Below are 11722 nucleotides of genomic sequence, written 5' to 3' on the forward strand. Positions count from 1 at the left end.
TGCTGCCGGTCCGGCAGCACGCCCCGAGGGCGATCTACTCGGCGACGCCCGAGTCGACTTCGGCCTGCGTCCAGTAGCCGGAGTCGATCAGCAGGGACGTGATGTTGTCCTTGTAGACGATGTCGGACTGCAGCAGGTACGAGGGCACGACCTTCACCCCGTTGTCATAGGTCTCGGTGTCGTTCGCCTCGGGCTCGTCGCCCTCGAGCATCGCCTCTGCGGCGACGACCGACTGTTCGGCGAGCTTGCGGGTGTCCTTGAAGATCGACGAGAACTGCACGCCCTTGTCGATCAGGGTGATGGAGGCGATCTCCGCGTCCTGGCCCGTGACGACGGGCAGGCCGTCGGCGATGGTGGCTCCGAATCCGCCGGTGCCCTGCAGGGCCGTGATGATGCCGCGGGAGAGCCCGTCGTACGGCGACAGCACTCCGTCGAGCTTCGTGCCGTTGCCGTAGGTCGAGGTCAGCAGGTCCTCCATGCGCTTCTGCGCGGTCTCCTGCTGCCAGCGCAGGGTCGCGGCCTGCTCGATCTCGACCTGGCCGGACGGAACCGCGAGCACGCCGTCGTCGATGAACGGCTGCAGGGTGTCCATCGCGCCCTTCCAGAAGAAGTGCGCGTTGTTGTCGTCGAGCGAGCCGGCGAACAGCTCGATGTTGAACGGTCCCTTCTGGCTGGTCTCCTTGCCGTCCGCGTCGAGGACGCCGAGGCCGACGAGGAGCGAGGTGGCCTGCTGCACGCCAACCTTGTAGTTGTCGAACGTCACGTAGAAGTCGACGTGCTCGCTGTCGCGGATCAGGCGGTCGTAGGAGATAACCGGGATGTTGGCAGCCGCCGCGGCGTCGAGCTGCGACGACAGCGCGGTGCCGTCGATGGCCGCGATGATGAGCAGGTCGGCACCCTTGGTGATCATCTGGTCGATCTGCTGACCCTGGGTGGGGATGTCGTCGCCGGCGTACTGCAGCTCGACCTGGTATCCGGCATCCTCGAGGCCGGCCTGCACGGCGTCGCCGTCGGCGATCCAGCGCTCCGAGGTCTCGGTCGGCATCGAGACGCCGATGAGCATGTCGCCCTTGTCGGCACCCTCGGCTCCTGCGGGTCCGCCGGTCGAGCCTGCTCCGCCTCCGCCACAACCGGCGAGGGCGAGGGCCCCGACCAGGCCGAGTGCGGCCAGTGCGTACTTCTTCTTCATCACGAGCTCCTTCGCTGTGCATGCGTGGTGGGCGCCATCGCCCGAGATCGGAATCCCTGCCATTCGGGACTCGCTCGGGAGACACTTTCCTTGAGTTCGAGTCTCGAAGTCAAGGGGCTGTGATCATTTCGTGACTTCCCGAATCGCGCGGGGGATCAGGATGCTGTTGACGTCAACCCATTCGCGGTGTGAATTCGTTCGGTTCGAGATTCGAAGTCAAGGTGGTCGTCGCGGGCGCGAGAAGATCGGGTCTTCCGTGGCCCCGAATCGATTCGATATCCTGAACGCTCCCCCCGATCATCCCCAGTCCTGCGAGCCGCTCCCTCATGGCCACCTCTCTCACCACGGGTCGTCCGTGGCGTGTCATCCTCTCGTTCTCGATCCCCCTCCTGCTCGGCAACGTCGTGCAGCAGATGTACCAGTTCGCCGACGCCGTCGTCGTCGGCAGGCACCTCGGCGTGCAGTCGCTCGCCGCCGTCGGTGCGACGGGCAGTCTGCTGTTCCTGCTGATCGGATTCGCCTGGGGTCTCACCAGCGGCTTCGCGATCCCCATCGCCCAGGCGTTCGGCGCGGGCGACGGGGCCGCGGTGCGTCGATCCGTCGCGACCGGCGTGATCCTCACGGGTGCGACGAGTGTCGTCCTCACCGTCGTCGCGCCGTTGATCGCGGCGCCCCTTCTCGACCTGCTCCAGACGCCCGCCGAGCTGATGCCCGAGGCCACGACCTTCACGCAGATCAGCTTCATCGGCGCGAGCGCGACGATGTTCTTCAACTACCTCTCCGCGATCATCCGCGCGATCGGCGACTCCCGCACCCCGCTGATCTTCCTCACCGTCTCGTGCGTCCTCAACGTCGCACTGGTCGTGCTGATGGTGGGTCCGCTCGCCTGGGGCGTCGGCGGCGCGGCGCTGGCCACGGTCATCGCGCAGGCGGTCTCGGTGGTGCTCTGCCTCGAGTTCGTCCGCCGCCGTCTGCCCATGCTGCACCTGCGTCGTGCGGACTGGCGCGTCTCTCGCGACGACGTCCGCGAGCACCTGCGGCTCGGCCTGCCGATGGGATTCCAGGCGTCGATCATCGCGATCGGCACTCTCACCGTGCAGGTCGCGTTGAACACGCTCGGCTCCGACGCGGTCGCCGCGTACACCACGGCCTCCCGTGTCGACGGCCTGGCGGTGGCGTTCCTGTCGTCGCTGGGACTCGCGTCGTCGATGTACGCGGCGCAGAACCTGGGCGGTCGGCGGCCCGACCGCATCCGCCGAGGAGTCATCGAGGGCACCTGGATGGCGGTGATCACCGGCGCCCTGCTGGGCGCGCTCATCATCACGTTCGGCACCGCCATGGTGCGGCTGTTCGTGGGGGAGGGGTCCGACGAGGTCGTGCGGCTCGCGCACCTCATGCTCGTCATCAACGGATGCGGCTACTGGGCGCTCGGGGTGCTGTTCGTGCTCCGCGGCGCGCTGCAGGGGCTCGGCCACACGCTGATCCCCACGGTCACCGGGGTGATCGAGCTCGTGATGAGGGTGGGCGCGGCCGTCGTGCTGGGCGCACTGATCGGCTTCGAGGGGGTGGCGCTCAGCAACCCGCTGGCCTGGCTCGGCGCGATCACGCTGCTGGTTCCCGCGTACGTGCGCGCGCACCGGTCGCTCGCGCGCATGCCGGTGGATCCCGTCGAGTCGACCGAGACGTCCGCCATCGCGATCGTCGGCCCTACGGACGGGTCCATGGTCGTCGACGCGGTCCTCACCCAGCCCGTGCGGGTGGTCCGCGGTTCGCGGTTCGCCTGGTTGACGCGGCGCTGACGCGGGGCGTCACGATCGCAGAACATCATCCTTGAGACGGATGCCCGGAATGCCGACACTTCGTAGTGTTGGTTGTACGGAGGTTCCGTTGACCGGGGGGTCGAGATGACGTCATCGAGGGTGGCAAGCGAACTGGCATCGATTCTGGTGCCGCTCGGTATGGCCGGGGCGGTGTTCGCGGCACTGTGCGCGATCGTCGCAGCCGTGGCCATCATGCGCGGCGCGGCAGGACTCGCCGGCGGAGCAGTGGGTCTGTGGATCCCCGGAGCCCTGCTCAGCTCCACGGCGTCGTTCGCGAGCCAGTGGACGCCGCTGCTCGTCTCGGGCGTCGCGCTCGTCGCGATGCTCGTGATCGGAGCGGTGGCGCGCGGGGTCGTGAACGCCGGCGAACCCGCACGGCAGGCGGCACGCGAGGCTCGGGCTGCCGCGATCGTCGACGCCGTCACGCTCGCCGACGGCGCGGCGCCCGCCGCTCCCCGCACCACGAAGCCGGCCACCACGACGGGTGCTCAGCCGGCGCTCGCCGGCTGACGCCGCGCCCCGTCGGCGCTCAGCAGTAGGCGCTCAGCCGTCGGCGCTCAGCGGTAGTCGCGGTCGCGGTGCTGCGCCGCCTCGTCTCCCGCGGCGACGCGCTCGCTCTCGCGCGCCCGCAGCTCGACGCGGCGGATCTTGCCCGAGATCGTCTTGGGCAGTTCGGGCACGAACTCGATGATGCGCACGCGGAGGTGCGCCGAGAGCCGGTCGTGGGCGTACGCGAAGATCGACCGCGCGGCGCCGGCGTCGTCGCCCACGGCATCCGCCCGCAGACAGACGTAGGCCTTCGGCACCGCCAGCCGCGTGGGATCGGGGCTGGGGATCACCGCGGCCTCGATCACGAGGTCGTGTTCCAGCAGCACCGACTCGAGCTCGAACGGCGAGATCTTGTAGTCCGATGCCTTGAAGACGTCGTCGGCGCGACCGATGTAGGTGAGGTAGCCGTCGGCATCGCGCTGGGCGATGTCGCCGGTGTGGTGGTAGCCGCCCACCCGTGACTCGGCCGTCTTCTCGGGGTCGTCGTAGTACCCGGCCATGAGCCCTGTGGGCGGATGCGCGAGGTCCAGCGCGATCTCGCCCTCGGCGTCGGCGAGCTCGCCGGTCGCGGGGTCCAGCAGCACGACCGGGTAACCGGGAAGGGGGCGGCCCATCGAGCCGACCTTCACGACCTGGCCGGGGGAGTTGCCGACGCAGGCCGTCATCTCGGTCTGCCCGAATCCGTCGCGGATCGTGCCGCCCCAGGCGTCTCGCACGCGGTCGATGACCTCGGGATTCAGCGGTTCGCCGGCGCCGACGAGTTCGCGCGGCGGGTGGGTGAGGCGCCCGAGATCCGCCTGGATCAGCATGCGCCAGACCGTCGGCGGGGCGCAGAACGTCGAGACGTGGTGGGTGTCCATGACCTGCATGAGAGTGTTCGCGTCGAAGCGGTCGTAGTTGTACACGAACACCGTGGCCTCGGCGAGGAACGGCGAGTAGAAGCTCGACCAGGCGTGCTTGGCCCAGCCGGGTGACGAGATGTTGAGGTGCACGTCGTCGGGACGCACGCCCAGCCACCACATCGTCGACAGGTGCCCGATCGGGTACGAGACGTGCGTGTGCTGCACGAGCTTCGGACGGCTGGTGGTGCCGCTCGTGAAGTAGAGCAGGGCCGTGGCGTCGGCGGGGGTCGGCGCATCCGGCTCGAATGTCGTCGGCGCGCTGGTCGAGTCGTCGAAGCGCGTCCACCCCTCGGGGATGCCGTCGCCCACCCCGATGCGCAGCACCTGCGCGTCGATGTCGGCGATGCGCTCGGCGAGTCCGCCCGTCGTCACGATCGCGCGGGCGCGGCCGTGCTCGACGCGGTAGGCGAGGTCGGATGCCGAGAGCAGCGTCGAGGTGGGGATCGACACGGCCCCGATCTTGGTGATCGCGAGCATCACCTCCCACAGCTCGATCGTGTTGCCGAGCATCACGACGACGTGGTCGCCCCGGCGGATGCCGATGCCGGTGAGCCACGCGGCGACCTGGTCGGAACGCGCCGACAGCTCGCCGTACGTCCACGACCTGCGGGTGAGGTCGGCCGAGACGATCTGCACGGCCGGGCGCTCGGGCCTCTCGCCGGCGATGACGTCGAACCACTCCAGTGCGAAGTTGAAGGTCGCGGGTGTCGGCCACGAGAATCCGTCGCGGGCCGCGGCGTAGTCGGTCGCGTTCGCGAAGAGGAAGTCGCGCATCTCTCGGACCGATGTCGTGGCTGCGGTGGCGCTGCGGCTCATGAGGGGCTCCCTTGCTCGACGGACGACGTGTCCATCCTCGCCCACGATCCTCTCAGCGCGCGAGCAGACCCGCGCCGTCGCGCAGCTCGAACACCAGTTGGGTCTCGGTACCGCGCACCACGGGGTGCACCGTGATGTGCTCGAGCACGATGTCGCGCAGCGCCGTGGCATCCTGCACCGCGACGTGCACCAGGAAGTCGTCGACGCCCGCGACGTGGAACACCTGCAGCACCCGGGGGATGCCGGCGAGCGCGTCGAACAGTGCGGTGACCTTCGGGCCGGTGTGGTTCGCCAGCCGCACTTTGATGATCGCCTGCAGCGGAGATCCGAGGGCGGCCTCGTCGACCCTGATGCGGGTGTCGCGGATGATCCCTCGTTCGCGCAGAGAGCGCACCCGGTGGGCGCAGGTCGATTCGGCGAGACCCAGGCCGTGGGCGAGCGCCTTGTTGGTGACCTCGGCGTCTCGGGTGAGCACGGCGAGGATCTCGAGATCGACCTCGTCGAGTTGCGCTTTCGCCAACGTGACCATCTCCCTGCAGCTCCGTTCCGCTCAGAATAGCGAGATCGCCCCCTGGAGCGAGTGATTCTGTCGAACTACGGCGGCAAGAACGTATTTCCGGCAACGTGGAAGCATGACTGCACCGTTGCATCCAGACACCGTCGCCGTGCACAGCGGGCGCGCCGACCTCGACGGACTCGGCGTGCACGCCCTGCCGATCGACCTCTCGACGACCAATCCGCTTCCCGACATCGAACGGGGCGGCGATTCGTACGAGGCGATGGCGACAGGGGGCCGTCCGCCCGCCGACGGCAGCCTCGTCTATGCGCGTCTCTGGAATCCGACCGTCGCCCGGTTCGAAGACGCGCTCGCCGAGCTGGAGCACGCCGAGGCGTCGGTCGCGTTCGCGTCGGGGATGGCGGCGATGACCGCGGTGATCCTCGCCCACGGTCCGGCGGCGGGTAAGCACCACGTGGTGGCGGTGCGTCCGCTCTACGGGGGCACCGATCACCTGCTCGGGTCGGGGCTCCTCGGCGTCGAGACGACCTACTGCGACGCGGCCGACGTCGCCGCGGCCATCCGCCAGGACACGGGTCTGGTCGTGCTCGAGACTCCGGCGAACCCGACCCTCGATCTCACCGACATCGCCGCCGTCGTGGCTCGCGCCGGAGACGTGCCGGTCGTCGTCGACAACACCTTCGCGACGCCGGTGCTGCAGAACCCGATCGATCACGGCGCGGCCATGTCGCTGCACAGCGCGACCAAGTATCTGGGCGGCCACGGCGACGTGATCGCCGGAGTCGTCGCCTGCAGCGAGACGACGGCCGAGGCCCTGCGCCGGGTGCGGGCGGTGACGGGCGGCCTGCTGCATCCGCTGGGCGCCTACCTGCTGCACCGCGGACTCACCACTCTGCCGGTGCGGATGCGCGCGCAGCAGGAGAACGCGCGACGCATCGTGCAGTGGCTAGGGGATCGGCCCGAGGTCGCCGAGGTCTTCTACCCGGGGCTCGACGGCGACCCCGCCGGCATCCTCGAGAGACAGATGCGGGGCACCGGGGCGATGATCGCGATGCGGATGCGGGGTGGCTTCGCCGCGGCATCCGCGGTGACCTCGTCGACCACCCTGTTCACCCACGCGGTGTCGCTGGGCGGCGTCGACTCTCTGATCCAGCATCCCGCCGCCCTCACGCACCGACCGGTCCCGGAGGAGGCGCGACCCGACGCCGACGTCCTGCGTCTGTCGATCGGTCTGGAGAACGTCGACGATCTGATCGCCGACCTCGCGCAGGCGTTCGCGGAACTGCCCGCGGCGCGCACACTCGTCGGCGTCGGACACGACTGAAAGACCGGGTCGTCTGCAGGATCGATGCACGGATGCAGGATGATCCGGCCGATCCGGCCCTGCATCCGTGCTCCGGCCCTGCATGTGTGCGGAGTGTGCGGAGGCCCTGACGGCGGACCTTGTGGCAGGTCGACCGCGGGTGCCGGGCCTACGGCAGGCGGATGGTCCCCGTGGCCAGGCGCTCGGTCGGCATCCGGTCGCGGTTGTACGTGATCTCGCTGTAGCCGTGCGGGGTGGGCAGGCCGTCGTCATCCAGGCTCACGAACACGATCTTTTCGATCGTGAGGATGCGCTTGCGGGTGATCATGTTGCGGGCGACGGCCCGCATGGTCAGCGACGTGGTGCCGAAGTGCGTCGCCTGCAGGCCGATCTCGATCAGATCGCCCTGCACCGCCGACGCCTCGAAGTTGATCTCCGAGATGTGCTTGGTCACCGCCCGGTAGTTGCCGAGCTGCACGATCGCGTAGATCGCCGCCTCCTCGTCGATCCACTTCAGCAGGCTCCCCCCGAACAGCGAGCCGTTCGCGTTCAGGTCCTCCGGCTTGACCCATTTGCGGGTGCGGAAGTTGATGCCGTCCTCGGACCACTGCCACTCGGGAGTCTTGTTCGTCGCCATGCTCCGAGGGTAGGAGCCTCATGAGTCGGGGGTGTTACGCGAGCGCGCCGACCCGATCCGCTCCGGGCGGATCCGCTCGGGGCGGATACCCGCCCACGGCGGAGCGAGGCGACGGATGCTGGGGTCATGAGCGAAGAAAACCCCCTCCCGCAGTTCGGGCCCGAGGCTCGCCGAGCACTGTTCCACGAACGCGTCCTGGTGCTCGACGGCGCCCTCGACGACGACAACGGCACGCTGCTGATGACGCAGCTGCTGACCCTCTCGGCCGAAGATCCGACCACCGACATCGCGCTCTGGATCCACTCGCCGGGCGGTTCCGTTCCGTCGATGCTCGCGATCCGCGATCTGATGACGATGGTGCCGAACGACGTGTCGACCCTTGCCCTCGGGCTCGCCTGCAGCGCCGGACAGTTCCTGCTGTCGGCCGGCGCGAGGGGCAAGCGCCGCGCGCTGCCGCATGCGCGCATCCTCATGCATCAGGGGTCGGCGGGCATCGGCGGCTCGGCGGGCGAGATCGAGACGCAGGCCGACGACCTGCGGCACATGCGCGACACGGTGCTCGGGCTGATCGCCGACGACACGGGCCAGACCCGAGAGCGGATCTTCGAGGACTCGCTGCACGACCGCTGGTACACGGCGGCCCAGGCGAAGGACTACGGCTTCGTCGACGAGATCACCGCGTCCCTCGGGGACCTCATGCCGCGTCGCCGCACCCGTGTCGGACTGGGGGCGAGCGCATGAGCGGCTACACGATCCCGAACGTCATCGCGCAGCATCCGCGGGGCGATCGGGTCATGGACGTCTACTCGCACCTGCTCGCGGAGCGGGTCATCTATCTCGGCACCGGAATCGATGCGGGCGTGGCGAATGCGCTCATCGCGCAGCTGCTGCATCTGGATGCCGACAGTCAGGATTCCGGCATCCAGTTCTACATCAACAGCGAAGGCGGCGACCCGGGGGCGGCGCTCGCGATCTACGACACGATGCAGCACATCCGCCCCGCCGTCGCGACGACCTGCGTCGGGCAGGCGATCGGACCTGCCGCGCTGCTCGTCGCCGCCGGAGCACCGGGGCAGCGCGCCGCACTCGCCCATGCCCGGATCGTGCTGCATCAGCCGGCCGGACAGTCGCGCGGGGCGATTCCCGACCTGATCCTCGCCGCCGACGAGGTCGTGCGGGTGCGCTCGGACATGGAGGCGGTCCTCGCCAGGCACAGCGGACGGTCGCTGAACGAGCTGCGCGCCGACACCGACCGGGACCGCGTCTTCACGGCATCCGCCGCCCTCGACTACGGGCTGATCGACACCGTGTTGGGGGAGCGGGCCGTCTGATGGTCCGGCGTCCGGCTGCGGGGCCTGGCGTCGGCCTGCCGGGTCCTGCAGACGGCGGGCGGAAGACAGGAGCCGTCAGGCGGCGAGGGCGAAGGCGCCGCGGGTGGTGGATACCGCCGCGGATGCCGGTGCCGCCGTGGCCTGGCGCAGCTCGTCGGCGACGGCGCTCGTCAGCTCGATCAGTGACGTGTCGAGCGCACCCGCGATCGCGGCGATCATCTCGCTCGAGGGCTCCTTGAGTCCTCTTTCGACCTCCGAGAGGTACTGGGGCGACACCCCGGCGTTCTCGGCCGTCTCGATCAGGGTCTCGTCTCGGTCATGTCGTCGCCGCCGCAGCTGGTCGCCGACCATCCGGCGCCACAGGGGTTCGGGCTCACCGGGGCGAGGGCGGGCAGGACGAGGTGCGCGGGAGAACGGGACGAGGTCGGCCATGCCTCACGATAAACCGCCGTCAGCGGGTGATTCGAGCCGTTCTGCTCAGAGCAGAAAGCTCGGCTCACGCGTCGGTGCGCTCCGCCGACGCGGTCTCAGAAGATGCCGCGGCATCCGTCGCCGCCCAGCTGGCGAGCATCCGCAGCTTCTCCTCGGATGCTGAGCCCGGCTCCGCCGTGTAGGTCGACATCTGCAGACCGGGATCGGCCGGCAGCTCGAAGGCCTCGTAGGTGAGTTCCATCTCGCCGACGACGGGGTGGCTGATCCTCTTGACACCGCTGCGGTGGAAGCGCACGTTGTGCGCGGCCCACAGGGTGCGGAACCGCTCGCTGCGGGTCGACAGCTCGCCCACGAGATCGGTGAGCGTGCGGTCGAACGGGTTGCGTCCGGCTTCGCCGCGCATCGCGGCCACGAGCTCCTGGGTGTTGCGCTCCCACTCGGGGTAGAACTCCTGCGCCGCCGGGTCGAGGAAGGCGAAGCGGGCGCTGTTGGGAACCGGGGTCGTGAACAGCGGGGCGTAGAGGGCGCGGCCCAGCGCGTTCGCCGCGAGGTAGTCGAAGTAGTTGTTGCGCACGATCGCGGGCGCTTCCGTCATCGCGTCGAGCAGGCGCAGGATGCTGGGACGCAGCGTCGCGGCCTTCTTGCGCGGCGTGCGGGCGACCGGTGAGACGTTGGCCGTGCGGGCGAGGTCGAACAGGTGCGCCGTCTCGGCCTCGTCGAGCTGCAGGGCGCGGGCGAGCGCGTCGAGCACGCTGTCGGAGACACCGGAGAGATCGCCGCGCTCGAGTCGGGTGTAGTAGTCGACGCTGACACCGGCGAGCAGCGACACCTCTTCGCGGCGGAGCCCCGGTACGCGACGATTGCCGCCGTATGCGGGCAGGCCCGCTTGATCGGGGGTGATGCGGTCGCGCCTCGACGAGAGGAATTCGCGGACCTCGGTGCGGGTGTCCATGTGATCGACGGTACGCCCCCCTCGCGGGATGAAGGGAGGTAGTGCCAGGCACTCCCTCACCTCCCCGAGGCCTGACTCAGAGCGCCGCAGTCACACCCGGGAGCAGCTTGGTGAGGATCTCGCCGAGATGCTCCCGCTCTGCGTCCGTGAGCGGGTCGAAGATCAGCTCACGGATCTGCGCCACGTGCACGGGGGCTGCGCCCCGGAGCAGTTCGCGACCGGCATCCGTCAGAGCGGCGGTCAGCGTGCGCTTGTCCGTGCTGCACGAGGTGCGCGTCACCCAGCCGAGCTCTTCGAGCGAGTCGATGGCATGGCTGAGCCGCGAGCGGCTGAGTCCGGCGGTCTGCGCGAGTTCGGTCATCGGGATCGCGCGGTCGTCCTGGCCTGCCAGCGTCACGAGGATCGCGTAGTGGGCGTGCTTGAGTCCGGTCTCCGCCTTCAGCGCGCGATCGAGCACCTGCGGCAGCAGCTGGACGAACCGGATGGTCGGCAGCCACGTCTGCATCTCGATGTCGTCGAGCCGTCGGTCGCTCGCAGGGCGCTCGCTCACGACGCTGTCGACCATCACGCGGCGGAGAGATCGAGCGTGTGAGCGGTGTGGTCGCGCTTGGCCTCGAGGTAGCGGTGGTTCGCGTCCGACAGGTGCACACCGGTGCGCACGTGCTCGGTCACACGGATGCGGAGGGATTCCAGCTGCGCCGCCTTGTCGGGGTTGTTGCTCAGCAGGCGGATGCGGTCGGCGCCCACCGTGTGCAGCATCTGCGCAGCGACCGTGTAGTCGCGCTCGTCCTCACCGCGGCCGAGGGCCACGTTCGCCTCGTAGGTGTCGAGCCCTGCGTCCTGCAGCGCGTAAGCGTCGAGCTTGGCGTACAGGCCGATGCCTCGGCCCTCCTGGCGCAGGTAGAGCAGGAATCCGCCCTCCTCGGCGATGCGCTCGACGGCCTCTCGCAGCTGCGGACCGCAGTCGCAGCGCTCGGATCCGAAGACATCACCGGTCAGGCATTCGCTGTGCGGGCGCACGAGCGGTGCATCTCCGCCGTCCGCCGCGCGATCGAGCGCGCCCTTCCAGTCGCCGAGGCCCAGGAGCAGGTGCTCGCGGTCGTCGACCAGCCCGTCGAACGTCACGACGTCTGCGGCGGTGGAGAACCCGTCGGCGAAGCGCATCGGCACGCGCACCCGGGTGCGCTCCGTGGCGACCGGAACGACGGTTGAAGTTTCAATCATGTCGGATGAAACGCGATGTGCGCCCGTCTATTCCCGCGAAGGGTGTCTTG

13 protein-coding genes are annotated in these 11722 nt (G+C 69.3%); 5 read left to right on the forward strand and 8 right to left on the reverse strand.

Going from position 1 to position 11722, the window contains the following annotated elements; genetic code table 11:
* Window positions 1-34: 34 nt before the first annotated feature.
* On the reverse strand, window positions 35-1189 hold the full coding sequence (gene chvE, locus ABTZ43_RS00005) for a multiple monosaccharide ABC transporter substrate-binding protein (protein WP_350537440.1): 1155 nt from the start codon (window positions 1187-1189) through the stop codon (window positions 35-37).
* Window positions 1190-1515: 326 nt separating this feature from the next.
* Between chvE and ABTZ43_RS00010 the strand changes: the two genes are divergently transcribed.
* Window positions 1516-2988 carry an MATE family efflux transporter gene (locus ABTZ43_RS00010; RefSeq protein WP_350537441.1) on the forward strand — a complete coding sequence of 491 codons (1473 nt, stop codon included), beginning with the start codon at window positions 1516-1518 and terminating at the stop codon, window positions 2986-2988.
* A gap of 120 nt (window positions 2989-3108) precedes the next feature.
* Entirely contained in the window at window positions 3109-3519 is a 411-nt protein-coding gene (locus ABTZ43_RS00015) for a hypothetical protein (protein WP_157550837.1), read from the forward strand.
* Window positions 3520-3566: 47 nt separating this feature from the next.
* Here the strand turns inward: ABTZ43_RS00015 and ABTZ43_RS00020 are convergent, their stop codons facing one another.
* Both ABTZ43_RS00020 and ABTZ43_RS00025 read right to left on the reverse strand, forming a co-directional pair.
* Entirely contained in the window at window positions 3567-5276 is a 1710-nt protein-coding gene (locus tag ABTZ43_RS00020; protein WP_350537442.1) for an AMP-binding protein, read from the reverse strand.
* Between the two features lie 52 nt (window positions 5277-5328).
* The gene (locus tag ABTZ43_RS00025; protein WP_502885286.1) at window positions 5329-5796 is read right to left on the reverse strand and encodes an Lrp/AsnC family transcriptional regulator; all 468 of its coding nucleotides are present in this window, start codon (window positions 5794-5796) and stop codon (window positions 5329-5331) included.
* Between the two features lie 112 nt (window positions 5797-5908).
* On the opposite strand from ABTZ43_RS00025, the gene ABTZ43_RS00030 reads away from it, so the two are divergent.
* Window positions 5909-7117: a trans-sulfuration enzyme family protein gene (locus tag ABTZ43_RS00030; RefSeq protein ID WP_350537444.1), complete on the forward strand. Its 1209-nt coding sequence runs from the start codon at window positions 5909-5911 to the stop codon at window positions 7115-7117.
* A 148-nt stretch (window positions 7118-7265) separates the two neighbouring features.
* On the opposite strand, the gene ABTZ43_RS00035 is transcribed toward ABTZ43_RS00030, so the two are convergent.
* Window positions 7266-7733, reverse strand: coding sequence for an acyl-CoA thioesterase (locus ABTZ43_RS00035; protein ID WP_082068796.1), 468 nt, complete (start codon window positions 7731-7733; stop codon window positions 7266-7268).
* 126 nt (window positions 7734-7859) lie between these two features.
* Here ABTZ43_RS00035 and ABTZ43_RS00040 point away from each other — a divergent pair, with 126 nt between their 5' ends.
* Both ABTZ43_RS00040 and ABTZ43_RS00045 read left to right on the forward strand, forming a co-directional pair.
* Complete coding sequence (locus tag ABTZ43_RS00040) at window positions 7860-8474, forward strand: ClpP family protease (RefSeq protein ID WP_350537445.1); 615 nt, start codon at window positions 7860-7862, stop codon at window positions 8472-8474.
* Entirely contained in the window at window positions 8471-9064 is a 594-nt protein-coding gene (locus ABTZ43_RS00045) for a ClpP family protease (RefSeq protein ID WP_314096196.1), read from the forward strand. The genes ABTZ43_RS00040 and ABTZ43_RS00045 overlap by 4 nt, the downstream gene beginning before the upstream one ends.
* 75 nt (window positions 9065-9139) lie before the next feature.
* Here ABTZ43_RS00045 and ABTZ43_RS00050 read toward each other — a convergent pair whose 3' ends face one another.
* The 4 genes from ABTZ43_RS00050 to ABTZ43_RS00065 all read right to left on the reverse strand — a co-directional run bounded on the left by ABTZ43_RS00050 (window position 9140) and on the right by ABTZ43_RS00065 (window position 11672).
* The gene (locus ABTZ43_RS00050; RefSeq protein ID WP_350537446.1) at window positions 9140-9496 is read right to left on the reverse strand and encodes a helix-turn-helix domain-containing protein; all 357 of its coding nucleotides are present in this window, start codon (window positions 9494-9496) and stop codon (window positions 9140-9142) included.
* Between the two features lie 64 nt (window positions 9497-9560).
* Window positions 9561-10448, reverse strand: a complete 888-nt coding sequence (locus tag ABTZ43_RS00055) for a helix-turn-helix transcriptional regulator (RefSeq protein WP_350537447.1) — start codon at window positions 10446-10448, stop codon at window positions 9561-9563.
* Window positions 10449-10524: 76 nt separating this feature from the next.
* Window positions 10525-10998, reverse strand: a complete 474-nt coding sequence (locus ABTZ43_RS00060) for a MarR family winged helix-turn-helix transcriptional regulator (RefSeq protein ID WP_350537448.1) — start codon at window positions 10996-10998, stop codon at window positions 10525-10527.
* A 14-nt stretch (window positions 10999-11012) separates the two neighbouring features.
* Window positions 11013-11672: a GTP cyclohydrolase II gene (locus ABTZ43_RS00065; protein ID WP_350537449.1), complete on the reverse strand. Its 660-nt coding sequence runs from the start codon at window positions 11670-11672 to the stop codon at window positions 11013-11015.
* Window positions 11673-11722 lie beyond the last annotated feature (50 nt).

Source organism: Microbacterium sp. NPDC097977, assembly GCF_040302605.1.
Classification (GTDB): domain Bacteria; phylum Actinomycetota; class Actinomycetes; order Actinomycetales; family Microbacteriaceae; genus Microbacterium.

Excerpts from the sequence above, each read along its gene's own strand:
- chvE (WP_350537440.1), bottom strand. The coding sequence starts at position 1,189 with ATGAAGAAGAAGTACGCACTGGCCGCACTCGGCCTGGTCGGGGCCCTC.
- ABTZ43_RS00010 (WP_350537441.1), top strand. The coding sequence starts at position 1,516 with ATGGCCACCTCTCTCACCACGGGTCGTCCGTGGCGTGTCATCCTCTCG.
- ABTZ43_RS00020 (WP_350537442.1), bottom strand. The coding sequence starts at position 5,276 with ATGAGCCGCAGCGCCACCGCAGCCACGACATCGGTCCGAGAGATGCGC.
- ABTZ43_RS00030 (WP_350537444.1), top strand. The coding sequence starts at position 5,909 with ATGACTGCACCGTTGCATCCAGACACCGTCGCCGTGCACAGCGGGCGC.
- ABTZ43_RS00035 (WP_082068796.1), bottom strand. The coding sequence starts at position 7,733 with ATGGCGACGAACAAGACTCCCGAGTGGCAGTGGTCCGAGGACGGCATC.
- ABTZ43_RS00040 (WP_350537445.1), top strand. The coding sequence starts at position 7,860 with ATGAGCGAAGAAAACCCCCTCCCGCAGTTCGGGCCCGAGGCTCGCCGA.
- ABTZ43_RS00045 (WP_314096196.1), top strand. The coding sequence starts at position 8,471 with ATGAGCGGCTACACGATCCCGAACGTCATCGCGCAGCATCCGCGGGGC.
- ABTZ43_RS00050 (WP_350537446.1), bottom strand. The coding sequence starts at position 9,496 with ATGGCCGACCTCGTCCCGTTCTCCCGCGCACCTCGTCCTGCCCGCCCT.
- ABTZ43_RS00055 (WP_350537447.1), bottom strand. The coding sequence starts at position 10,448 with ATGGACACCCGCACCGAGGTCCGCGAATTCCTCTCGTCGAGGCGCGAC.
- ABTZ43_RS00065 (WP_350537449.1), bottom strand. The coding sequence starts at position 11,672 with ATGATTGAAACTTCAACCGTCGTTCCGGTCGCCACGGAGCGCACCCGG.